This window comes from Methylobacterium sp. 190mf, from assembly GCF_900107945.1.
GTDB lineage: Bacteria > Pseudomonadota > Alphaproteobacteria > Rhizobiales > Beijerinckiaceae > Methylobacterium.
Map to the genome: position 1 here is coordinate 184,953 of NZ_FNVI01000012.1, position 20,506 is coordinate 205,458.

Consider the following 20,506-nt stretch of genomic DNA (forward strand, 5'->3'; position numbering starts at 1 on the left):
GGTCGCCGCGTGACGCTCCTCGTCGTCCTCATCGTCCTCGCCCTGGTCTTCGACTTCCTGAACGGGCTGCACGACGCCGCGAACTCCATCGCCACGATCGTGTCGACGCGGGTGCTGGCGCCCCGCTACGCCGTGTTCTGGGCGGCGTTCTTCAACTTCGTGGCCTTCCTGGTCTTCGGCCTGCACGTCGCCGGCACGGTCGGCTCGGGCATCATCGACGTCGCGACGGTGGACGACCGGGTCATCATGGGCGCGCTCGGCGGCGCCATCACGTGGAACCTGGTCACGTGGTACGCCGGCATTCCGTCCTCCAGCTCCCACGCCCTGATCGGGGGCCTGCTCGGCGCCGGCATCGCCAAGGCGGGGGTCGGCGTGATCGTCTGGCCCGGCGTCATCGCCACCAGCGCCGCCATCGTCCTCTCGCCGGCCCTGGGCTTCGCCCTCGGGCTGCTGCTGATGCTGGCGGTCTCGTGGATCTTCGTCCGCTCGACGCCGCACGCCGTGGACCGCGTGTTCCGGGGCCTGCAGTTCGTCTCGGCCTCGCTCTACTCCCTCGGCCACGGCGGCAACGACGCCCAGAAGACCATGGGCATCATCGCGGCCCTGCTCTACGCCCACGGCGAGAGCGGGGCGTTCCACGTGCCCCTCTGGGTGGTGCTGTCCTGCCAGACCGCTATGGCCCTCGGCACCCTGTTGGGCGGCTGGCGCATCGTCCACACGATGGGGTCGAAGATCACGCGGCTGTCGCCCATGCAGGGGTTCTGCGCCGAGACCGGCGGCGCCGCGACGCTGTTCGCCGCGACGGCCTTCGGCATCCCGGTCTCGACCACCCACACGATCACGGGCGCCATCGTCGGCGTCGGCGCCGCGCGCCGGGTCTCGGCGGTCCGCTGGAACGTCGCGCAGGGCATCGTGATCGCCTGGGTGATCACGATGCCGGCTGCGGCCCTGGTCGCGGCCCTGACCTACGCGGCCTCCGGCCTGGTCCTGCCGTAGCGGACGGGCGCGGCCGGATCCGCCCCGGGCTCACCAGCGATGGTGCCAGCCGCCGTGGTGCCAGCCCCCGTGCCAGCCCCGATGCCAGCCGCCGCGCCATCCCCCATGCCAGCCGGCATGGCGGACGCCGCCCCAGCGATAGCCGCCGCCCCACGCGAAGCGTCGGTGCCAGCGGTAGCCGTAGTGCCACCGGTAGCCGACGCGCGGATAGACCGGGACGAAGACGAACGGCCTGTAGCCCAGATTCGGCCGGCACCAGCCGTAGACGTTGCGGTGGAAGCCGGGACCGCAGCCGTCGCGCGCCTCGACGGGCGAACCGGCCATCAGAACTCCCGCGGCGAGCGCCACGGGCATGACGAGGGTGCGGATCATGACTCAACTCCAGCGGAGTCTCCACGGGAGTCCGGCCGCGGGGCCGGACGCGGAAGGGTGAGGACGAGCGGGTACCGCGGCGGCTCAGTTCGGCCAGCAGCGGCGGCCATAGGGGCCGATGTGGAAGCCCGCCGGGCACGAGCGGCCGCGGATGTAGCCGCCCCACTGGCCGCCGGTGCGGCAGCCGCCGTACGGGCCGCGATGGCCGTAGGGACCGCAGCCGCCGTAGACCTGGATGATCCGGGCGCCGTCGGCGCCGTCGGAGACGGCGTCCTGCACCAGCGGCAGCGCCGAGGCGGGCACCGCGAGGCTCACGAGGAGGGCGGCGGGAGCGAGAACCTTCAGCATCGGTGATCTCCTTCTGCTCGATCGGTCAGCGCGGCCCGGGGCCGGCTGCCGCCGCCGGGACGGAGGATCCGCCGCGGCGTGTGAGCGAAGGTTCGTCCGCGCGCGCTGCCAGGATGTGACCGGGGAGCGCCGTCCTGTAACGATGTGTAACGGCCGGTTGCGGGCCCGTTGCGGCCCGCCGTCAGGACAGGCTCGGCAGGGTCACGACGAGCCGCGCGCCGCCGCCCGCGCCCGCCTCGGCCACCACCGTGCCGCCGTGGGCCTCGGCGATCTGCCGGCTGATGGCGAGGCCCAGGCCTGTCCCGCCGGTCTGCCGGCTGCGCGAGCGCTCGACCCGGTAGTACGGGCTGAACACCGCCGTCCGCTCCGCCTCGGGAATGCCCGGCCCGTCATCCTCGACGACGATCCGGCACACCGTCCCGGCCCGGCTCACCCCCACCGCCACCGAGGAGCGTCCGAACTTGACGGCGTTCCCGATCAGGTTGGCCACGACCCGGCGCAGGGCGACCGCGTCACCGGCCACGGTGGCGTCCCGCACCTCCTCGCCGGTCAGGCTGATCGTGGCGCCCTGGGCGGCGTGCTCGGCCACCTCGACGGCGACGAGATCGGCGAGATCCACCGGCGCCCGGGTCGCCTCGACGGCGGTGCCGCGGGCGAAACCCAGGGACGCCTCGATCAGCTCGGTCATGGCGTCGAGATCCGCCACGAGCTTGTCCCGGAGCAGCGGCTCCGCCACCACCTCGGCGCGGAGGCGCAGCCGCGTCAGGTAGGTTTTGAGGTCGTGCGAGATGGCGCCGATCAGCAGCGAGCGCTCGGCCATGAGGCCGGCGATCCGCTCCTGCATGCCCTGCACTGCCTGGGCGAGACGCCGGATCTCGGGCGCCCCCCGGGGCGCGCTCATCCGCTCCGGGGCGCGGCCGTCGAACCGGGAGACCGCGTCGGTCAGGCGGCGCAGCGGCGCGAGTTCGTGGCGCGTGCCGACCAGGACGAGACCGGCCGCCGCGGCGCCGAGCACCGCGACCCAGAGGCTCAGCGGCTGGCCGAACAGCCACGGCATGAGCGAGCGATGATGCTCGGCCGCGCTGATCACGGCGTACCGGCCGTCGGGCAGCCGGTAGGTCGCCAGCGCGAGGCGGCCGATCGGCCCGGCGCGCTCGGCCTGCGCGATGTTGGCCGGATCGACGCCGCGGCGCAGCAGGGCGGCGTCGGTGTAGGCCTGGACGCGGTCGGCCGGCTCGGCCGTCATCCGCCGGATCCGCGTTTCCAGGCGGGGCTCGCGGATCAGGTCGACGGTGTCGGGCGGCGCGTCGACGATCTCGGCCCGCAGCACCTCGCCGCTGACCGCCTTCAGGATGGCCGGCCTCTGGGCGGGATCCGCGTCGCGCAGCAGCGTCATGATGCCGGCGGCCTGGTCGACCCGCGGGAAGCGCGAGCCCGCGGGTAGCCGCTCCTCCCGGCGCTGCCAGTGATCCAGGGCCACGGTGGCGAGGACGAGCAGGGAGAGGGCGCCGAGCAGGAGCAGCATGATGCGCCCGAGGAGCCCGACGCGGCCCATCACGGCGTTCCGGAGCGGACCGGGGCGGCCAGGATGTAGCCGGCATTGCGCACGGTCTTGAGCAGGGACGCGGCCTGACTGCCCGAGGCGTCGAGCTTGTGCCGCAGGCGGCTGACCTGGACGTCGATGGTGCGGTCGAAGGCGTCGGCGGTCCGGCCCCGGGTCCAGTCGAGGAGCTGGTCGCGCGAGAGCACCCGCTGCGGCCGGGTGACGAAGCAGTGGAGCAGGTCGTACTCGGCGCTGGTCAGCGGGATCTCGGCGGCGGGATCGCCGGTGATCACCGTGCGGGCCGCGAGATCGACGACGAGGTCGGCGACACTGAGACGCTCGGAGGCGGCCGCGGCGGGCTGGCCGCCGGCGCCGTGGGCCCGTCGCAGGACCGCGCGGATCCGGGCCAGCAGGACCCGCGGGTTGAACGGCTTCGAGACGTAGTCGTCGGCGCCCATCTCCAGGCCGAGGACCCGGTCGATGTCCTCGTCCTTGGCGGTCAGCATCACGACGGGCGGGCCACCGGCGTCGCGGAGGCGGCGGCAGATGGAGAGGCCGTCCTCGCCGGGCAGCATCCAGTCGAGGACGACGAGGTCGGGCGCGGGGCCCGCCGCGATCAGGCGGTCGAGGGCCGCGCCGCCGTCGAGGGCGACGGCGCGGAACCCCTCGCCCTCCAGGTAGCCGGCGAGCAGGGCGCGGATGTCGGGATCGTCCTCGACGATGGCGATGGTGGTGCCCTCGTGCATGGGGCGAGCATAGGGGCGGCCGGCGGCACGGCAACGCGAAACTGCACGGTGTCACAAAACGTTACACGTCCCGATCCGGACGCCGAGCCCGCGCCCACCGTCACGCGCTCGCTTTCTCGTCTCGCCCCCGAAGACACACGGGAAGACACCCATGACGAAGACCTACACCATCGCGGCCATCCCCGCGGACGGCATCGGCGTCGAGGTCATCGCCGCCGGCATCGAGGTGCTCGACGCGCTGGCCGAGAAGACCGGCTCCTTCGCTTTCCAGTTCGACCATTTCGATTGGGGATCGGACTACTACAAGAGGCACGGCGCGATGATGCCGGCCGACGGCCGTGACCAGATCCGGAACCACGACGCGATCTTCTTCGGCGCGGTTGGGGCGCCGGACGTGCCCGACCACATCACCCTCTGGGGCCTGCGGCTCGCGATCTGCCAGCCCTTCGACCAGTACGCCAACGTCCGCCCGACTCGGATCCTGCCGGGCATCACCAGTCCGCTGCGCAACGTCTCGGGTCCGGAGCTCGACTGGGTGATCGTGCGGGAGAACTCGGAGGGCGAGTATGCCGGCGTCGGCGGACGGGTCCACCAGGGCCATCCCAACGAGGTCGCCACCGACGTCTCGATGATGACCCGCTCGGGGGTCGACCGGATCATCCGCTACGCGTTCGAGCTCGCCCGCTCCCGTCCGCGCAAGCTGCTCACCGTGGTCACCAAGTCCAACGCCCAGCGCCACGCCATGGTGATGTGGGACGAGATCGCCGCCGCGGTCGCGAAGGACTTCCCGGACGTGACCTGGGACAAGATGCTGGTCGACGCCATGACGATGCGCATGGTGACGAAGCCCGAGACCCTCGACACGATCGTGGCGACGAACCTGCACGCGGACATCCTGTCGGACCTCGCGGCGGCGCTGGCCGGGTCGCTCGGCATCGCGCCGACCGCCAACATCAACCCGGAGCGGACCTACCCGTCGATGTTCGAGCCGATCCACGGCTCGGCCTTCGACATCGCCGGCAAGGGCATCGCCAACCCAGTCGCGACCTTCTGGACGGCGTGCCAGATGCTGGAGCACCTCGGCGAGAAGCCGGTGGCCGACCGGCTGATGCGCGCGGTCGAGCGGGTCACCGCGGATCCGAACCTGCACACGCCGGACCTCGGCGGCACGGCGACGACCCGTCAGGTCACCGACGCGGTCATCGCGGCGATCCGGGGCGACAACGCCTGAGGCGTGCCCGGGTGCCCGGGCGGCCTCAGGGCGCCTCGCTCGCGAGATCCGGGCTCCGGGTGCCGCAGGCCCGACAGAAGCGCTCGAAGGTGCTCTTGCGCTGTGCGCAGGATGGGCAGTGCGCGAAGATGCCGAGCCCGCAATGGGGGCAGAAATTCGTGCTCGCGTCGTCGAGGGCGATCGGCCGCTCGCAGCCCGGGCACGCCTTCTTGGCGAGGCGCGCCAGGGCCTGGTCGGTGGCGATCTCGGTCCGCCGCTCGGCGTCCGGGCGCGCCTCCACCACGGCCCGCCGGGCGCGGTAGGCGTGCAGCGCGTTGATCGCCGCCCGGCCCGCGACCAGGGTGACGATCACGCCGACGCCGTACTGCACGTAGCCGCCGTAGCTCGGCATGTAGGGCACGAGCTCGACGAAGAACGCGAAGGCCGCCGCGAAGGCGAAGCCCCACACGAAGGGCCAGTTGCGGGTGCGGCGGCGCTTGAGCAGGAGCCATCCGGCGAGGGCCAGCAGCGGCAGGGTCAGGGCGAGGCGATAGCCGAAGACGCGCAGCTCCTGGCCGCGCTCGGCCGCGTCGAGGCGCGTCTGCGCGGCGGCCCGCAGGTCGGTGTCCACGCGCAGCTGCGCCGCCTCGCGCTCCGACAGATCGAGCCCCGTCCGCGCCAGGGCCGCGAGCCGCTCCTCGATGGTGCGCTCGGCGGCCTTCAGCGCGTCGAGCTGCTGCGTGCGCGCGATGAGCCCGGGATCCTGGTCGACCCGCTGCGTGGCGTCGCGGGTCTTCAGCCAGTTGGCGAAGGTCTCGCGCGCGCCCTCGGAGGCGGCCTGCGCCGCCTCGAGGGCGAGCTGATCCTGCTCGACCGTCCGGCGGTTGTCGTCCTGCTCCCGGCGGATCTGCTTGAGGGCCTCGGCCGACGCCGTGCCCTGGTCGGTGTCGAGGAACTGGTCGAGAGTGTTGCGGTGCTCAACCTGCGGCAGATCGCCGACGACCAGCGAGCCGAGCCCGATCAGGAACCACGCGAAGACCAGCGCGACGAGCCAGAGCGCCAGCGTGAACCAGCGTTCGGAGAGCCTTGTACCGGACCGCACGCGAATCGACCTCGCCGAAAACCGAAGCGGGTCCTTATACCGCGCGACGCGCCCGGGATATGCCGGCGGCCCGGCTTCCTGGCCCGCGGCCGCGAGCGCGGGCAACTTCCCGCCGCGACCGGGATCGCTCGCATCCGACCGGGTGCGGCGTTGCGCCCGGGAACGTCGCGGACCGAGCCGCCTTTCCCGGCGGTGTGCTCGGCGGAGCGCGCTGCCCCTTCAATCCGGACGTATCGACATGCTGACACTCGCGCGCGGATCGGCGACGCTCCTGGCTCTCTCTGCTGTCCTGGCCGCAGGGCCGGCCCTGGCTCAGGGCAAGCCCCTGCCGCCGCCCGCCACAGACGCGATGCCGCCCGTGGAGCTGACGATCAGCCTGAAGGACGGCAAGCCGGTCTGCGACCCGGCCGAGCTCAAGCTTCCGGCCGACACCAACGTCGCGCTGAAGATCGTGAGCAGCGCCGACGCGCCGGTGACGATCACCGCGCCCGGGCAGTTCGAGAACGGCCTCGTGCTGCACGCCGACGGAGACCTCGTGCATGTCGCCAGCGAGAAGGGCTACACGGTCAAGCAGAACGGCAAGGGCACGCTGCGCCTGCGGACGATGAAGGCCGGGCAGGAGGAGTACGCCTGCACCAGCACGCGCAACGCCGACGCGCCCTTCAAGGGCAAGCTTGTCCTGAGCCCGCCCGCGAACTGAGCCCCTGAGCAACGGCGCGGCCATGGCCGAGGATCGCTCCGACGGGCGGCTCAGCGTCTACTACGACGGCGGCTGCCCACTGTGCCGGGCCGAGATCGACCAGTATCGCCGGTGCGCCGGCGCGGACCGGCTCGCCTTCGTCGATGTCGGCTCCGGGGCGCCCGAGCCGGCGCTCGGCGCGGATCTCGACCGAGCCCGGGCCCTGCGCCGCTTCCATGTCCGGACCGCGGACGGGCAGCTGATCTCCGGCGCCGCCGCGTTCGCGCGCCTCTGGCAGACACTGCCCGGCTGGCGCTGGCTCGGCCGCCTGGTCGACCTGCGCGTCCTCGGTGTCCGGCCGATTCTTCCGGTCGCCGAACTGGCCTACCGGCTGTCGCTGCCGCTGCGGCCGCGCCTGGCCCGGCTGATGGCCCGCCGCCGGTGAGCCGATGGCGACCCGCTGCGTCCACTATGTCGGCTTCCGGGACGACCGGTACTGGAACGCCTACCGAATCTTCGGCGGCCCGCGCGTGATCCACCGGCGCTGGGATTTCTACGCGACCCGCGACGTCGGGCCGGACGACGTGGTGGTGTTCGCCGAGGGTGACGAGACGCAGCCCGTCGCGGACAGGAACGCCACGGACCTCGACGAGCGCTGGCTGTAGCGGTCACGCGGGGCGTGCCCCTGCCGGGAAATGGGCTCCCGCGGATGCCGCCGCGTCTCCGTGCCGGAGGAAACCCCAGCACCTTAAGAGGTATTGCGCCCCGACAACAATTCGCGAGAGTAGCAGTGAGCTTCCACTCGCAATCGAGGAGGTCCGCGGTGGTCGAGATCCGTATATCGGAGGACAACGACGGCCGCTGGACGGTCTACGCGCCGGGGCTGGTGGTCACCGATCTGACGCACGAGGAAGCCCAGGCTTTCGCGGCGAGCTACCGGCGCGTCACCGCATCGTGATCGGGAGAAGCCGGCGCGGCCGTGCCGGCGGGTTTGCGTGGATCCCCGGAGGGACGTCACGCCGCCGCGGGCACGGCGCTGTCGCAGCGCGGGGCACGAAAAAACCGCCGCGGCCGGAGCCGGGCGGTTCGAGGTGATCTCGCTGGGGGAATGTCGAGACCTCGTCTACGCGCGGGATGGCAGCGCGGTTCCGGTCTCCAGGTCGAACGGTGCCCCCTGAGGCCCGGACGACCACTCCTACCGCCGTGCCTCCTCGCCGCTCCGTGATCGCATGGCTCGCCACAGCCGAGGAAACGGCGGCACAGCGCCGGGGCCGGTCGGTCGAACGGGGCGACCGATACGCGGACAGTGGGTCGGGCTTTGACGGCCCGAGAGGCGGGACGGGCGCCCGCATCCTCGGTCCGCAGATCCCGCACCCCAGAAACAACAAAGCCCGCCAATGCGTTGGCGGGCTGCTGTCAGGCATTTGGTGCCCAGGAAAGGACTCGAACCTTCACCTCTCGCGAGACTGGTACCTGAAACCAGCGCGTCTACCAATTCCGCCACCTGGGCTCGCCGTCGGCCATCGGCCGGCGACGGCTCCGTTTAGGCAACGGAGCCGCCGGCGTCAATCGCGATTTCAGCCCTGCGGCCACTCCCGGATGTCGACGAAGTGTCCGGTGACCGCCGCGGCCGCCGCCATGGCTGGGGACACGAGGTGCGTGCGTCCGCGGGGACCCTGGCGGCCCTCGAAATTGCGGTTCGACGTCGAGGCGCAGCGCTCGCCCGGACGCAGCTTGTCCGGGTTCATGCCGAGACACATCGAGCAGCCCGGCTCGCGCCAGTCGAAGCCCGCCGCCTTCAGGATCTTGTCGAGACCCTCGGCCTCGGCCTGCGCCTTCACGAGGCCGGAGCCCGGCACGATCATCGCCGAGACGCCCTCGTGCACCTTCCGGTCGCCGACGACCCGCGCGACCTCGCGCAGATCCTCGATGCGGCCGTTGGTGCAGGAGCCGATGAAGATCCGGTCCAGGGTGATGTCGGTGATCCGGGTGCCCGGCGTCAGGCCCATGTAGGCGAGCGCCTTCTCCTTCGACTGCCGCTTGTTCTCGTCGGCGATCTCGGACGGGTCCGGCACGCGGCCCTGGATCGAGATCACGTCCTCGGGGCTCGTGCCCCAGCTGACGATCGGCGGCAGGTTGGCCGCGTCGAGACGCACCTCGCGGTCGAAATGCGCGCCGGCGTCGGTGACGAGGCTCTCCCAGTAGCGGCGGGCCGCGTCGAAGGCCGCGCCCTTCGGCGCCTTCGGGCGGTCCTTCACGTAGGCGAAGGTCGTCGCGTCGGGGGCGACCATGCCGGCGCGGGCACCGCCCTCGATCGACATGTTGCAGATCGTCATCCGGCCCTCCATCGAGAGCGCGCGGATCGCCTCGCCGGCATACTCGATGACGTGGCCGGTGCCGCCGGCGGTCCCGATCTCGCCGATGATCGCCAGGATGATGTCCTTCGCGGTCACGCCGGGCGGCAGCGTGCCATCGACGGAGACGCGCATGTTCCGGGCCTTGCGCTGCACCAGCGTCTGGGTGGCGAGCACGTGCTCGACCTCCGAGGTGCCGATGCCGTGGGCCAGCGCCCCGAAGGCGCCGTGCGTCGAGGTGTGCGAATCGCCGCACACGATCGTCTGGCCGGGCAGCGTGAAGCCCTGCTCCGGGCCGATGATGTGGACGATGCCCTGGCGCCGGTCGAGGGCGTCGTAGAACTCGATGCCGAAGTCTCGCACGTTCTCGGCGAGCGCCTCGAGCTGCGTGCGGCTCTCGGGATCCTCGATGCCCTGCGAGCGGTCCGAGGTCTGGACGTTGTGGTCCACGACGGCCAGCGTCTTCTCCGGATGGCGCACCTTGCGGCCGGCCACGCGAAGACCCTCGAAGGCCTGCGGGCTCGTCACTTCGTGGACGAGGTGCCGGTCGATGTAGAGGAGGCTGGAGCCGTCCGGCTGGACATCGACGACGTGGTCGTCCCAGATCTTGTCGTAGAGGGTGCGCGGGCTGGTCATCGGTCTTCGTCTTCGGCGATTGGGGTCGGTGCAGAACTCTCGCGATGATGCGTGGTCCTTAGTAGGCATCGCGCGCGGTTTTCGAAAGAGGCGAGCCCTGTGCCGGCCGAACGGCCGCCCGGCTGATCCGCGCGGTTGTCACCGCCGGCTACTCCTGCGCGCTGGCGCCCCACCCCGCACAGGCTCTATGCCGGGACGGGGGAGGCGGCCGACACCGACGCGCGGCCGAACGTGGGAGTGAACGATGGCTGAGGCCCCGGTCGAGATCCTGTTGCTCCGGAAGATGCACCCGTTGGTGGAGAAGGCCTTCGCGGGGCGGTACGGGGTCCACCGGCTGGCGGAGGCCGCGAACCCGGAGGCCCTGCTCGCCGAGATCGGCCCGCGGATCCGGGCGCTCTGCGTCGGCGGCGGGGTGGACGGGGCGCTGATGGACCGGCTGCCGAACCTCGAGCTGATCGCGAATTTCGGCGTGGGCTACGACGCCGTCGACGCCGCCGGGGCGCAGCGGCGCGGGATCGTCGTCACCAACACGCCGGACGTCCTCACCGACGAGGTCGCCGACCTCGCCCTCGGCCTCACCCTCGCCACCCTGCGGCGGATCCCCCAGGCCGACCGCTACCTGCGGGACGGCCACTGGCCCAAGGCGCCCTTCCCGCTCACGGCATCGCTGCGCGGGCGGCGGGTCGGCATCCTCGGTCTCGGCCGGATCGGGCGGGCGATCGCCCACCGCCTGGAAAGCTTCGGCGTCGCGATCGACTATCACGGCCGCAGCCGTCAGGCGGACGTCGCCTACACCTATCACGATACGCTGATCGGCCTCGCCCGTGCGGTCCACATCCTGATCGTGGTGGCGCCCGGCGGTGCCGACACGCGCAACCTCGTGGACGCGGCCGTGCTGGAGGCGCTCGGTCCCGAGGGCATCCTGATCAACGTCGCCCGGGGCACCCTGGTCGACGAGGCGGCGCTGACCGCGGCGCTGAAGGCGGGCACGATCCTCGGCGCCGGCCTCGACGTCTTCGAGAACGAGCCGCACGTGCCCGCGGATCTCGCCGCCCTCGACAACACGGTGCTGCTGCCGCATGTCGGGTCGGCCTCCGAGCACACCCGCGCGGCGATGGCCCAACTCGTGGTCGACAACGTCGTCTCGTGGTTCGAGGGACGGGGTCCGCTGACGCCCGTCGCCGAGACACCCTGGAGACCGACCGCGTGAGACAGGCTCGGGCCGCCCTGCTGGCCGCATCGGCACTGATCGCGGCCGCCGCGATCGTCCGACCGGCCGCCGCCCAGGACGTGCCCGCGGCCACAGACGAGGCCGCACCGCCGTCCCCACCTCCGGCCGCGGAGACGCTCGCGGCGCCCCCGGCTCCGACCGCGCCGCCGAGCCTCCCCGAGAAGCTCGGGCAGGTGCCTGGAACCTGGGACCTGTCGCGGGACGGCACCAACCGCCGCTGCGTCATGACGCTGGTGCTCGACAGCGGCGAGGCGGGGCAGCGGCTGCGCTTCCCGGCCGGATGCCGACGGGCCCTGCCGGTCCTGAACAGCGTCGCCGGCTGGCTCTTCGTCGACGGGGCCGTCCGCCTCGTCGATCGCAACGTCCGCCCGGTCCTCGATTTCGCCAAGCGGCCGGACCAGCGCAGCCTCGTCGCCCAGGCCGAGGGCGGCGAGCGCTACAGTCTCGTTCCCCTCGACATCGTCGCGATGCGGCCGGCCGACGCGGCCGCCGCGCCCGAGACCGCGCCGACGGATCCGGCGAGCCCGGCCCCCTCCCCGCTCCAGACCGCGGCCCCGGTGCCGGCCGAGCTGCAGCCGCCGGCGACCGCCTCGGCCGCGACCGCCTCGGCGGGGCCGGCGCCGGGCCTCTACGCCCTCGACCGCTTCCAGCAGCGCGATACCTGCCGGATCAACCTCGATGGGGTCGGCGGCGGCGTGCACATCGTCCCCGGCTGCCACGACAGCGGCCTGGAGGTGTTCGATCCGGTGCGCTGGCGCTACGCGAAGGGCCGGATGACGCTGACCGCCAAGCGGGGCCACAGCATCGACCTCGTGCCGAGCGGCGACGGTCGGTGGCGGCGCGATCCCGAGGTCGGCACCACCTTCGTCCTGCGCCGCGTCGATTGAGCGCACCGCGCGACGACGGCCGCGCGCTCGATGACGGGCGCGTCAGCGCGACGAGCCGCGCCCGTCCTGGACCGGCAGCATCCGCTCCAGCAGACCGTCGCGGCGGATGACCAAGTGCCACGCCGTGCCGGCGATATGCAGCAGGACCAGGGCGTAGACGAGCCACTGGCCGAACACGTGGATCGACTCGAAGATCTTCTGCGTCGCGTCGTCCTTCGGGAGGCCGGGGATCGTGAACAGCCAGAAGTACGGCGTGTCGCGCCCGGACAGCGCGCTCAGCAGGTAGCCGCTGATCGGCATGATCAGGAAGATCGCGTAGAGCAGGAAGTGGTTGACGCGCCCGATCAGCGTCAGGAGCCGGGGCGCCTGCGGGTCCGGCGGCGCCGGCCGGATCATCCGCCAGAGGATCCGCACGACCACGATTGCCAGGATCGTCAGGCCGACCGACTTGTGCAGCACGAACATGCTGCCCTTGGCGGGTGTCGGCGGCAGGCTGATCGCGACCCAGGCGAGCGGCAGCACCGCCAGGACGAGGGCGGCGTTCAGCCAGTGCAGCGCCTGCGAGACCGGATGGTAGCGCGGCAGTCCGGATGCCGTGACGTAGGTGGCGGGCAGCGCGGTCGGCGCCTTGCCGGCCGTGAGCGGAGAGCCTGACATGATCCCTCGCGGAAGAGCGTGGTCCCTCCGCGATCTAGGGCCCGACTCAGGCCGGGGGAGTCTCCCGTCAGCCGGATGCGCCGGACGAGGCCGTCCGCGACACGTCGAGCAGGGTTGCGAGCTCCGCGGCCGCGGCGCGCAGCCGGATCGCCACGGTCTCGTCGACGATGCGGCCGTCCACCAGGTCGTCGGACCCGGCATAGACCGAGGTCGGCGCGACATGGGCCGCGAAGAAGCCGAACAGGGGCCGGAGCCCGTGCTCGACCACCAGGGCGTGGCGCAGGCCCCCGCCCGTCGCGGTCAGCGCCACCGGCATGCCGATCATCCGCGCCGGGTCGACGAAGTCGAAGACGTGTTTGAACAGCCCGGCATAGCCGCCCTGGTAGACAGGCGTCCCGACGATCAGCGCGTCCGCCGCCTCGATCGCCTCGACGAGGCGCGCGGCGGGCGCCGAGAGGTCGTCGCGCTGCGTCGCGCCGAGGCCCGGGCCGGCATCCATCAGGTCGTACACGGCGAGGTCGATCCCGCGCAGGCGACCGAGTTCGGCGCCGAGGGCCTCGACCAGGATGCGGGTGCGCGAGGGTCGCTTGGCGCTGCCCGAGAAGGCGACGACGCGGGCACGGCTGGGCTTCACACTCGACTCGACACTCACCACGAAACCTTCCGCCGCAGCACGCCCTGATCCGGGACTCCGAACACCCTGGCGCATGCGCGGCACGCGACGCGGGTCGATTCGACGGTAACGCATTCCCGCGCCGGATAAAGCCTCGGCGCGGTCGCGCGGGCGGCGGTCCGGCGGGACCGTCTCGACGGATCCGTCATCCGCGGAGCCGCCAGACGTGGCTGCGCTTGATCTCGGAATCCTCCAGCGCGCGCGAGACCGGAACCTCGTAGGTCGCGAGGCAGTCGAGGCGGTCCCGCGGAAGGTAGGTGCGGCCCGGATCGCCGACCAGCACGGTGACGCCGCGCGCCTGCAGGCGAACGAGCCAGGCGGTCACGGCCTCGGCGAGGTCGCGCTCGTAGAACACGTCGGCCGCCAGGACGAGATCGGCCCGGGGATCCGTGGCGAGGAGATCGTCGGCGATCGCGGAGATGCGGTCGCCGACGCCGTTGGCCGCGGCGTTCAGCCCGATCGCCGCGACGGCGAAGGGGTCGAGGTCGCTGGCGACGACGTGGCGCGCCCCGGCGCGGGCCGCCGCGATCGCGACGAGGCCGGACCCCGAGGCGAAATCCACCGCGCGCGCGCCGTCCGCGACGTCCGGGTTGTCGAGGACGTAGCGGGCGAGCGCCTGGCCGCCCGCCCAGGCGAACGCCCAGAACGGCGGCGGCAGCCCGATCGCCTGCAACTCCTCCTCGGTCCGCTGCCAGAGATCGGTCGCCTCGTCGGCGACGTGCAGGCGGATCTCGGGCGCGTGGGGGACGGGCAGCAGGCGGGTGTTGGCGCGGATGAAGCCGGCGGGATCGTCCGGTGCGCGCACGGTCAGGCCTCCAGCAGGTCGCGCCACACGGCGCGGACCTGGTCGGTCACCGCGGTCTCGGTGAAGCCCCCGGTCTCGATCCGCGCCCGCGCGGCCGCGCCCAAGCCGGCGACGAGACCGGCATCGCCGCTCAGGCGCGCCAGGGCGGCGGCCAGAGCCGGCGCGTCGTCCGGGGGAACGAGCAGGCCCTCGACGCCGCCGCGCACGAGGCTGCGGCAGCCCGGGACGTCGGACGCGACCAGCGCCCGGCCGCAGGCGGCGGCCTCCAGCAGCGTCCGCGGCAGGCCCTCCCCGCCGCGCGAGGGCAGGCAGGCGACGTGGTGGCCGGCCCAGACCCCCGCGACGTCGGTCGTCGGCCCGTGCCAGACGATGCCGTCGCGGCTCCAGGCGCGCAGGGTGTCGGCGCCGATCGCCCGCCGGTTCGACGGGTCCGGCGCGCCGTACAGCGCCAGCTCCACCGGCGCGCCCTGGCTCCGGGCGAGGCGGACGGCCTCGACGGCGACGTCGATCCCCTTCGACCACAGCATCCGGGCGACGACGGCCACCCGCAGCGGCGGCATCGGCGGCAGCGGCTGCGGGACGAGGATCGCGGGATCGACGCCGGCGCCGCCCACCACGGTCACCGACCGGTCGAGCGGGTCCAGGCCCAGGGCCAGGGCGTCGTCGGGGTTCTCGAAGAGGAAGCGCGTCCGCGACGAGGCCAGCGGCCCCCGGATCAGCGCCCGCAGGGCGAGGCGCGCCGCCCGGCCGAGGCGGTCGCTCCGGGCGCCGACGAGGCCGAGGCCGGTCAGGGCGAAGACGCGGGACGGGATTCCCGCCATGGCGGCGGCCGTGCCGCCGACCAGGATGCCGCGCAGGGCGATGCAGTGGACGATGTCGGCCTTCAGCGCCTTCAGGATCGCGGCGAGCTGCCCGGCCGCGTAGCCCGCGGCCATCGGGTTGAGGCTCGCCCGCTCGGCCTCCAGGTTGACGACCTGCGCGCCGCTCGCCTCGATGGCGGCCCGGTGGAGGCGGACCCGCGTCACCACCGCGACCGAGAGACCCATGCCGACGGCGGCGCGGGCCATCGGCAGGAAATGCGAGGCGAAGAACCAGTCCTCGGTCACCACGAAGACCAGGCGGCGCATCGGAACGGGCAGGTTCCCGGGTTCGGCATCGGACTGCATCCGTCCCCTCTAGCACGGCGGCGGGGCCCGTCCTGCGACGGATGTGCAGGCCCGGAACGGCGATCCCGTGCCGCCGGTTGTCCAAGGCCTTCTCGCCGGGCGAGGCAGCCCGGCGGCGTCGATGGGAGGGGCTGTTCATGGCGTGCGTCGAGACGGCGGAGAGCGGCGGAGACCTCCGCGCCGCGGCCGAGGAGGCCGGGCTCGTCTACGTCGATGACGGCCGGCCCGGGCTGACCCGCCGCCGGAGCGGGACCGGCTTCCGCTACTGCGACGCGAAGGGTGCGCCGGTGCGCGACAAGGGGGTGCTGGCCCGCATCCGCGGCCTCGCGATCCCGCCGGCCTACACGGATGTCTGGATCTGCCCGCGCCGGAACGGCCACATCCAGGCGACCGGCCGCGACGCGAAGGGGCGCAAGCAGTACCGCTACCACCCGGACTTCCGGCAGGCGCGGGAGGCCAACAAGTTCTCGCGGATCATGGCCTTCGCGGACGCGCTGCCGGGCATCCGCCGGCGCGTCGACGCCGACATGAGGCGGCCGGGCCTGCCCCGCGACAAGGTGCTGGCCACCGTGGTCCACCTGCTGGAGACCACGCTGATCCGCGTCGGCAACGACGACTACGCGCGGACCAACAAGAGCTACGGCCTCACGACCCTGCGCGACCCCCACGTCCGGATCGAGGGTTCGGCTCTGTCGTTCCGCTTCAAGGGCAAGAGCGGCAAGACCTGGGACGTGTCGCTGAAGGACCGGCGGGTCGCTCGGATCGTCAAGGCGTGCCAGGACCTGCCGGGCCAGGAGCTGTTCCAGTATCTCGACCCGGACGGCACCCAGCGCGACGTCACCTCCTCGGACGTGAACGCGTACCTGCGCGAGATCACCGGCGAGGACTTCACCGCCAAGGATTTCCGGACCTGGGCCGGCACGGTGCTGGCGGCGCTGGCGCTGCGGGAGTTCGAGAGCTTCGACAGCGAGGCGGGGGCGAAGCGCAACATCCGCGCGGCCATCGAGAACGTCGCGGGTCGCCTCGGCAACACGCCGACGATCTGCCGCAAGTGCTACATCCACCCGCAGATCCTCGACTGCTACCTGGAGGGCGGCCTGCTCCTGCAGGTGAAGGACGCGGTCGAATCGGAGCTGAGCGAGGACCTGTCGAGCCTGCGGCCCGAGGAGGCGGCGGTGCTGGGACTCCTGCAGGCGCGCCTCTCCGCCGCCGAGGACGCGGTCAAGGCCGGAGGTCGGGTCAAGCCGGCGGGCGCGCGGAAACGCGGGGCGAAGGCGCCAGAGCGGTCCAAGAGCGGGACGGCGGCCAAGCGCGCGTCCGGAGCCCGGAAGGCGGCCGCGGCCGCTTAGGGGGGCGGTCTCGCCGAGACCGCCCGATCCCCCTCTCAGTGCCGGGACTGGTTGTCGTTGCCCGAGGACCGGTTGTCGGTGCCGCGCCGAACCTGATCGCTGGAATCGACCACGGGGGCCAGGCCGAGCTGGCGGGCCAGCGAGACGAGGTCCTTGAGCCGGCCGGTCTGGGTCTTGCGCCGGAGATTGAGCCGGTGGGTCTCCACCGTTCGCACGCTGAGCGCCAGCCGCCGCGCGACCTCCTTGTTGCTGAACCCGGAACTCAGGAAGCGCAGCACCTCGGCCTCGCGGGGCGTCAGCCCGAGGCTCTCGCCCGCCTCCGGCGGCATCGCCACCGGCTGCTCCGGCGGGACCAGCACGTCCGAGCCCTCCGCCAGCGCCAGCAGCGCCGCGCCGAGGTCTCGCGGCGACTTGGAGCGCGCCACGAAGGCGTCGGCGCCCGCCGCCAGCAGGGCGCGGAGGTCGTCCGCCGTCAGCGCGCCGAAGGCGACCAGCGTGCGCAGCGCCGGCTGGCGCTCCTTCAGGGCGACGATGCGGGCGATCCCGTCGGCCAGCCGGATCTCGTCGAGGAAGACCAGGGCGACGCTACTGCCGGCGTCGGCGCGCTCGAGATCGGCCTCGCCGATGGTGTGGAATTCGGGCATGTGCTCGAGGGTGGCGCGAACCGTCGCGCTCAGGTCCTCCGGCTCATCCAGGATCAGGACGCCAACGGCCGTACTCATGACCTCGCACCTCTCTCTCCCGGCTTGATACAGGCGGCCGGGATCGAAGGCGAAGTTCCAAGATCCGTTCCAGCAACAACTCGCGAATATTAAGCTTTATATTGGCCGAATCGCTCCCCAGAAACGGATACTCGGCGAATCAATGCGCCGATCTGGGACGACGGTGGGACACCGCTCGACGGACTGTGCCGATCCGGGACGGGCGGTCCGGCTCAGCCCGCGACGGCGCGGATACCCTCGCTGTGATCCGGCACCACCCGGTTCCGGCCGCCGCCCTTCGCCGCGTAGAGCGCGACATCGGCCCGCTTGACCAGGGCCTCGACGCTGTCGCCGTCGCGCCACGTGCTGACGCCGAAGCTGCAGCTCAGCGCGATCGGACCCCGCGCCCCGCGGATCCGCAGGGCCTGGACGTCGGCGCGCAGGCGCTCGGCCTGCGCCACGGCCTCCGCGAGCCCGCGGCCGGGCAGGATGACGGCGAATTCCTCGCCGCCGAGGCGTCCCGCGATCCCGGCACCGGCGATCAGCTCGGCCACGGCCTTGATCGCCACGTCGCCGACATCGTGCCCGTGCTCGTCGTTGATGCGCTTGAAGTGATCGATGTCGAGGAGGATCGCCGAGACGGCGCCCGGCCTCGGGTCTCGCGCCGCGGCAACCCGCGCGCGCTTGAAGAAGGCACGCCGGTTGTAGGAGCCGGTCAGTGGGTCCGTCTCGGCGAGGCGGATCAGCTCCTCCTGCATGGTGGTCAGGCGCTCGGCCGCGCGCAGGCGCGCGTTCAGCTCCTCGGCGCTCGGCGGCTTCTCGATGAAGTCGTCAGCGCCGCTGTCGAGGGCCTCGGCCAGGCTGCGGACGTTTCGGGCCGACGACATGGTGATGACGTGCAGCGGCCCGCGGGATTCGGCGAGGAGCCGGGCCGACCAGCAGAGCTCGAGCCCGCAGAGCGGCCGCACTTCCAGGCTGGTGATGAGGACTCGGACCGCGGGCGTCGCCGCCAGGAACTCCAGCGCCCGCTCCGAATCCGTGAACGGGTGCACCGCGTGGCCGCGCGGCTCGATCAGGGACGCGATGATCTGCAGCACGACGCGGCTCGAGTCGACGATGACGATCTGCATGGCGTGACCCGCACCCGATATCCGCGGTGTAAGCTGGAAGGCTTAACCGCCCCCCAACGGAGCTGAACCCCGGTATGAGCGTGGCCATTACCACTCCGGATCGGCGCTATATCGTTGTCCGGGCGCGTCTGTGGCGCCGCGCGAATCCCGACCTGTCGGAAACCTGTCGGGCCGCGCTGGTGCAGCGCCTGATGGCGGCGCGCCGGGGCGTGAAGGAGGCCAAGCGGGCCGAGCGCGCGGGCGAGCCGGGCTCCGCGGAGGCGCTCGCCGCAGCCAGGGCCGAGGTCGATGCGGCGAAGGTCGGACTCGGCGAGCGCGGCCCGGTCTGGTGGACGGACGGCGCGCCCGACCTCAACCGGCGCCTCGTCCGCAACACGCCCTACGCGGCGTGGTTCGCGGCGCTCAGCGCCGGGGAACCTGAACCGCGATGACCCGGGCCCCCGCGACCGGGTCGGCCCCGACGGCGCGCGCGCCGCGGCGGCCGTAGGGGGTAGCGTTGATCACCGTCAGGGTCGGCTCGGCCGCCGGAGCGGCCTGGATGCCGGTCACCGTCGGGACGCCGTAGGTGCCGTAGCTCCAGGGCGTGGGCACGATCTGGGTCGGGCGCGGCACGCGGGTCAGCGGGGCGCCGATATAGGTGCCCCGCACGAACTCGCCGGCAAAGCCCGGATCGGCGGCGTAACCGGGCGCGTAGGCGACCGGAGCGTAGGGATCGGTGCTCCGGAAGGTCTGCGCCGACGCGGGCGCCGCCGCCGCCAGAGCGAGCAGGGTCACGATCGTCCGGTTGGCCATGGGTCCGGCTCCGAGGGGTGTCGGCGGGCGCGGTGCGCGCCGGGTGCGGGGCCAACAGACCGGATCACCGGCCGTTCCGCGTCTCCAGTCGCGCAGAGTGCGTAACGGTCCAGTCATGCCCAGCCGATCGGCCCCCGGCTGCGCACCGGTCAGCGGCAGGTGGTGATCCGCCGGACCACCCAGCCCTCGCCCTCGATCCACAGACGGCGGCGCGCCCGGCTGCATGTGACGTCGTCCTCCCGCTCCGCCGAGACGGGATGAACCTGCGGGTTGGCCTCGGCGACCTTGGTCTCGGCCGGGCCGTTGGCGGCCTGGGCCGCGAGCGGAACGGCGAGCATGACGGTGCCGGCTGCGGCGGCAGCGATCGTACGGAGTTTCATCGGGGAGAAGCGCCCTGCGGCCATGCTTGGAGGTTTGGTCCAGGAATGCGCGGGCCGGCGGTTCGGTTGCATCCCGGTTGCGTCGATCGCGACGGCCCGTGCGCTCGCTCACATCGCCGGTGGCGCCACACGGGCTGACGCCCGGCCACGACACCTGGCCACGACACTTGGCCACCTTGCCCGGCCGCGGCGCTTAGACTTCCCGGCTTTCACGGGTAAGGAAGAACAAAACCGGACGCGCCGGTGCCCAGCCGTCCTGCGAGACCGCCCATCGCGGGCCGCGGCACGGTCCACGAAGCAGGGTTCATGAGCAAGTCGAAGCCTCCGACCAACGCGCTCCTGACACCGGAGAAGCGCACCGAGGACGTCGATCAGACGATCCGCCCCCTGAGCCTGTCCGAGTTCATCGGTCAGCGCGCGGCGCGGGCGAACATGCAGGTGTTCATCGAGGCGGCGAGGAAGACCGGGCAGGCGCTCGACCACGTGCTGTTCGTCGGGCCGCCCGGGCTCGGCAAGACCACGCTGGCGCAGATCGTGGCGCGCGAGCTCGGCGTGAACTTCCGCTCGACCTCCGGGCCGGTGATCGCCAAGGCCGGGGATCTCGCCGCCCAGCTCACCAACCTGGAGGAGCGCGACGTCCTGTTCATCGACGAGATCCACCGGCTCAACCCGGCGGTCGAGGAGATCCTCTACCCGGCCATGGAGGATTACCAGCTCGACCTGATCATCGGCGAGGGCCCGGCGGCGCG

25 protein-coding genes and 1 tRNA gene are annotated in these 20,506 nt (G+C 72.6%); 11 read left to right on the forward strand and 15 right to left on the reverse strand.

Going from position 1 to position 20,506, the window contains the following annotated elements:
• The first annotated feature begins 9 nt into the window (after window positions 1-9).
• Entirely contained in the window at window positions 10-996 is a 987-nt protein-coding gene (locus C4T42_RS16405) for an inorganic phosphate transporter (RefSeq protein WP_042673857.1), read from the forward strand.
• A 30-nt stretch (window positions 997-1,026) separates the two neighbouring features.
• Here C4T42_RS16405 and C4T42_RS16410 read toward each other — a convergent pair whose 3' ends face one another.
• From C4T42_RS16410 to C4T42_RS16425, 4 genes are all read right to left on the reverse strand, one after another.
• Window positions 1,027-1,368 (reverse strand): hypothetical protein, encoded by a 342-nt coding sequence (locus C4T42_RS16410; protein ID WP_103985438.1) that lies wholly within the window; start codon window positions 1,366-1,368, stop codon window positions 1,027-1,029.
• Between the two features lie 84 nt (window positions 1,369-1,452).
• Window positions 1,453-1,716, reverse strand: coding sequence for a hypothetical protein (locus C4T42_RS16415; RefSeq protein ID WP_042673859.1), 264 nt, complete (start codon window positions 1,714-1,716; stop codon window positions 1,453-1,455).
• Window positions 1,717-1,897: 181 nt separating this feature from the next.
• Window positions 1,898-3,271 carry a HAMP domain-containing sensor histidine kinase gene (locus C4T42_RS16420; RefSeq protein ID WP_103985439.1) on the reverse strand — a complete coding sequence of 458 codons (1,374 nt, stop codon included), beginning with the start codon at window positions 3,269-3,271 and terminating at the stop codon, window positions 1,898-1,900.
• Window positions 3,271-4,005: a response regulator transcription factor gene (locus tag C4T42_RS16425; RefSeq protein WP_103985440.1), complete on the reverse strand. Its 735-nt coding sequence runs from the start codon at window positions 4,003-4,005 to the stop codon at window positions 3,271-3,273. Before C4T42_RS16425 ends, C4T42_RS16420 begins: the two co-directional genes overlap by 1 nt.
• 151 nt (window positions 4,006-4,156) lie before the next feature.
• Between C4T42_RS16425 and C4T42_RS16430 the strand changes: the two genes are divergently transcribed.
• Window positions 4,157-5,236, forward strand: coding sequence for a tartrate dehydrogenase (locus C4T42_RS16430; RefSeq protein ID WP_103985441.1), 1,080 nt, complete (start codon window positions 4,157-4,159; stop codon window positions 5,234-5,236).
• 25 nt (window positions 5,237-5,261) lie between these two features.
• Here C4T42_RS16430 and C4T42_RS16435 read toward each other — a convergent pair whose 3' ends face one another.
• Window positions 5,262-6,317: a zinc ribbon domain-containing protein gene (locus tag C4T42_RS16435; protein ID WP_103985442.1), complete on the reverse strand. Its 1,056-nt coding sequence runs from the start codon at window positions 6,315-6,317 to the stop codon at window positions 5,262-5,264.
• 238 nt (window positions 6,318-6,555) lie between these two features.
• On the opposite strand from C4T42_RS16435, the gene C4T42_RS16440 reads away from it, so the two are divergent.
• The 4 genes from C4T42_RS16440 (at window position 6,556) to C4T42_RS32740 (ending at window position 7,954) form a co-directional block, all read left to right on the forward strand.
• Window positions 6,556-7,017, forward strand: a complete 462-nt coding sequence (locus C4T42_RS16440) for an anaerobic typically selenocysteine-containing protein (protein WP_020095838.1) — start codon at window positions 6,556-6,558, stop codon at window positions 7,015-7,017.
• Window positions 7,018-7,039: 22 nt separating this feature from the next.
• A complete protein-coding gene (locus tag C4T42_RS16445; protein ID WP_103985443.1) occupies window positions 7,040-7,441 on the forward strand; it encodes a DUF393 domain-containing protein in 402 nt (133 codons plus the stop codon).
• Between the two features lie 4 nt (window positions 7,442-7,445).
• Window positions 7,446-7,661 carry a hypothetical protein gene (locus C4T42_RS16450; protein ID WP_012317770.1) on the forward strand — a complete coding sequence of 72 codons (216 nt, stop codon included), beginning with the start codon at window positions 7,446-7,448 and terminating at the stop codon, window positions 7,659-7,661.
• Between the two features lie 158 nt (window positions 7,662-7,819).
• Entirely contained in the window at window positions 7,820-7,954 is a 135-nt protein-coding gene (locus C4T42_RS32740; RefSeq protein WP_280177394.1) for a hypothetical protein, read from the forward strand.
• Window positions 7,955-8,421: 467 nt separating this feature from the next.
• Here C4T42_RS32740 and C4T42_RS16455 read toward each other — a convergent pair.
• Both C4T42_RS16455 and leuC read right to left on the reverse strand, forming a co-directional pair.
• Window positions 8,422-8,506, reverse strand: a tRNA-Leu gene (locus C4T42_RS16455).
• A 67-nt stretch (window positions 8,507-8,573) separates the two neighbouring features.
• Window positions 8,574-9,986, reverse strand: coding sequence for a 3-isopropylmalate dehydratase large subunit (gene leuC, locus C4T42_RS16460; RefSeq protein WP_042673866.1), 1,413 nt, complete (start codon window positions 9,984-9,986; stop codon window positions 8,574-8,576).
• Between the two features lie 244 nt (window positions 9,987-10,230).
• On the opposite strand from leuC, the gene C4T42_RS16465 reads away from it, so the two are divergent.
• Both C4T42_RS16465 and C4T42_RS16470 read left to right on the forward strand, forming a co-directional pair.
• Complete coding sequence (locus tag C4T42_RS16465) at window positions 10,231-11,196, forward strand: 2-hydroxyacid dehydrogenase (protein WP_103985444.1); 966 nt, start codon at window positions 10,231-10,233, stop codon at window positions 11,194-11,196.
• Window positions 11,193-12,104 carry an AprI/Inh family metalloprotease inhibitor gene (locus tag C4T42_RS16470; RefSeq protein ID WP_103985445.1) on the forward strand — a complete coding sequence of 304 codons (912 nt, stop codon included), beginning with the start codon at window positions 11,193-11,195 and terminating at the stop codon, window positions 12,102-12,104. Before C4T42_RS16465 ends, C4T42_RS16470 begins: the two co-directional genes overlap by 4 nt.
• A 42-nt stretch (window positions 12,105-12,146) precedes the next feature.
• Here the strand turns inward: C4T42_RS16470 and C4T42_RS16475 are convergent, their stop codons facing one another.
• The 4 genes from C4T42_RS16475 to C4T42_RS16490 form a co-directional block, all read right to left on the reverse strand.
• Window positions 12,147-12,761, reverse strand: coding sequence for a cytochrome b (locus C4T42_RS16475; RefSeq protein WP_103985446.1), 615 nt, complete (start codon window positions 12,759-12,761; stop codon window positions 12,147-12,149).
• 67 nt (window positions 12,762-12,828) lie between these two features.
• Complete coding sequence (locus tag C4T42_RS16480; protein WP_042669282.1) at window positions 12,829-13,395, reverse strand: NAD(P)H-dependent oxidoreductase; 567 nt, start codon at window positions 13,393-13,395, stop codon at window positions 12,829-12,831.
• A 184-nt stretch (window positions 13,396-13,579) separates the two neighbouring features.
• On the reverse strand, window positions 13,580-14,239 hold the full coding sequence (locus C4T42_RS16485) for a methyltransferase (RefSeq protein ID WP_103985447.1): 660 nt from the start codon (window positions 14,237-14,239) through the stop codon (window positions 13,580-13,582).
• 2 nt (window positions 14,240-14,241) lie between these two features.
• Window positions 14,242-15,405 carry a glycosyltransferase gene (locus C4T42_RS16490; RefSeq protein WP_103985448.1) on the reverse strand — a complete coding sequence of 388 codons (1,164 nt, stop codon included), beginning with the start codon at window positions 15,403-15,405 and terminating at the stop codon, window positions 14,242-14,244.
• A 137-nt stretch (window positions 15,406-15,542) separates the two neighbouring features.
• Here C4T42_RS16490 and C4T42_RS16495 point away from each other — a divergent pair, with 137 nt between their 5' ends.
• Window positions 15,543-16,754, forward strand: coding sequence for a DNA topoisomerase IB (locus C4T42_RS16495; protein ID WP_042669279.1), 1,212 nt, complete (start codon window positions 15,543-15,545; stop codon window positions 16,752-16,754).
• A 35-nt stretch (window positions 16,755-16,789) separates the two neighbouring features.
• On the opposite strand, the gene C4T42_RS16500 is transcribed toward C4T42_RS16495, so the two are convergent.
• Both C4T42_RS16500 and C4T42_RS16505 read right to left on the reverse strand, forming a co-directional pair.
• A complete protein-coding gene (locus C4T42_RS16500) occupies window positions 16,790-17,476 on the reverse strand; it encodes a response regulator transcription factor (RefSeq protein ID WP_042669278.1) in 687 nt (228 codons plus the stop codon).
• A gap of 212 nt (window positions 17,477-17,688) precedes the next feature.
• Window positions 17,689-18,585 carry a diguanylate cyclase gene (locus C4T42_RS16505; RefSeq protein WP_042669277.1) on the reverse strand — a complete coding sequence of 299 codons (897 nt, stop codon included), beginning with the start codon at window positions 18,583-18,585 and terminating at the stop codon, window positions 17,689-17,691.
• A gap of 74 nt (window positions 18,586-18,659) precedes the next feature.
• On the opposite strand from C4T42_RS16505, the gene C4T42_RS16510 reads away from it, so the two are divergent.
• Complete coding sequence (locus tag C4T42_RS16510; RefSeq protein ID WP_042669276.1) at window positions 18,660-19,016, forward strand: hypothetical protein; 357 nt, start codon at window positions 18,660-18,662, stop codon at window positions 19,014-19,016.
• On the opposite strand, the gene C4T42_RS16515 is transcribed toward C4T42_RS16510, so the two are convergent.
• On the reverse strand, window positions 18,988-19,377 hold the full coding sequence (locus C4T42_RS16515; protein ID WP_042669275.1) for a hypothetical protein: 390 nt from the start codon (window positions 19,375-19,377) through the stop codon (window positions 18,988-18,990). The two genes, C4T42_RS16510 and C4T42_RS16515, sit on opposite strands and share 29 nt — an antisense overlap.
• A 149-nt stretch (window positions 19,378-19,526) precedes the next feature.
• Window positions 19,527-19,757 carry a hypothetical protein gene (locus tag C4T42_RS16520; RefSeq protein ID WP_026605348.1) on the reverse strand — a complete coding sequence of 77 codons (231 nt, stop codon included), beginning with the start codon at window positions 19,755-19,757 and terminating at the stop codon, window positions 19,527-19,529.
• A 306-nt stretch (window positions 19,758-20,063) separates the two neighbouring features.
• Between C4T42_RS16520 and C4T42_RS16525 the strand changes: the two genes are divergently transcribed.
• The coding region (locus C4T42_RS16525; RefSeq protein WP_146074003.1) for an AAA family ATPase at window positions 20,064-20,506 on the forward strand (443 nt) is incomplete at its 3' end.

Coding starts and splice junctions, on each gene's coding strand:
- C4T42_RS16490 (WP_103985448.1), bottom strand. CDS start 15,405: ATGCAGTCCGATGCCGAACCCGGGAACCTGCCCGTTCCGATGCGCCGC.
- C4T42_RS16420 (WP_103985439.1), bottom strand. CDS start 3,271: ATGGGCCGCGTCGGGCTCCTCGGGCGCATCATGCTGCTCCTGCTCGGC.
- C4T42_RS16450 (WP_012317770.1), top strand. CDS start 7,446: ATGGCGACCCGCTGCGTCCACTATGTCGGCTTCCGGGACGACCGGTAC.
- C4T42_RS16465 (WP_103985444.1), top strand. CDS start 10,231: ATGGCTGAGGCCCCGGTCGAGATCCTGTTGCTCCGGAAGATGCACCCG.
- C4T42_RS16410 (WP_103985438.1), bottom strand. CDS start 1,368: ATGATCCGCACCCTCGTCATGCCCGTGGCGCTCGCCGCGGGAGTTCTG.
- C4T42_RS16430 (WP_103985441.1), top strand. CDS start 4,157: ATGACGAAGACCTACACCATCGCGGCCATCCCCGCGGACGGCATCGGC.
- C4T42_RS16415 (WP_042673859.1), bottom strand. CDS start 1,716: ATGCTGAAGGTTCTCGCTCCCGCCGCCCTCCTCGTGAGCCTCGCGGTG.
- C4T42_RS16495 (WP_042669279.1), top strand. CDS start 15,543: ATGGCGTGCGTCGAGACGGCGGAGAGCGGCGGAGACCTCCGCGCCGCG.
- C4T42_RS16515 (WP_042669275.1), bottom strand. CDS start 19,377: ATGGCCAACCGGACGATCGTGACCCTGCTCGCTCTGGCGGCGGCGGCG.
- C4T42_RS16500 (WP_042669278.1), bottom strand. CDS start 17,476: ATGAGTACGGCCGTTGGCGTCCTGATCCTGGATGAGCCGGAGGACCTG.
- C4T42_RS16445 (WP_103985443.1), top strand. CDS start 7,040: ATGGCCGAGGATCGCTCCGACGGGCGGCTCAGCGTCTACTACGACGGC.
- C4T42_RS16425 (WP_103985440.1), bottom strand. CDS start 4,005: ATGCACGAGGGCACCACCATCGCCATCGTCGAGGACGATCCCGACATC.
- C4T42_RS16475 (WP_103985446.1), bottom strand. CDS start 12,761: ATGTCAGGCTCTCCGCTCACGGCCGGCAAGGCGCCGACCGCGCTGCCC.
- C4T42_RS16520 (WP_026605348.1), bottom strand. CDS start 19,757: ATGAAACTCCGTACGATCGCTGCCGCCGCAGCCGGCACCGTCATGCTC.
- leuC (WP_042673866.1), bottom strand. CDS start 9,986: ATGACCAGCCCGCGCACCCTCTACGACAAGATCTGGGACGACCACGTC.
- C4T42_RS16440 (WP_020095838.1), top strand. CDS start 6,556: ATGCTGACACTCGCGCGCGGATCGGCGACGCTCCTGGCTCTCTCTGCT.
- C4T42_RS16505 (WP_042669277.1), bottom strand. CDS start 18,585: ATGCAGATCGTCATCGTCGACTCGAGCCGCGTCGTGCTGCAGATCATC.
- C4T42_RS16510 (WP_042669276.1), top strand. CDS start 18,660: ATGAGCGTGGCCATTACCACTCCGGATCGGCGCTATATCGTTGTCCGG.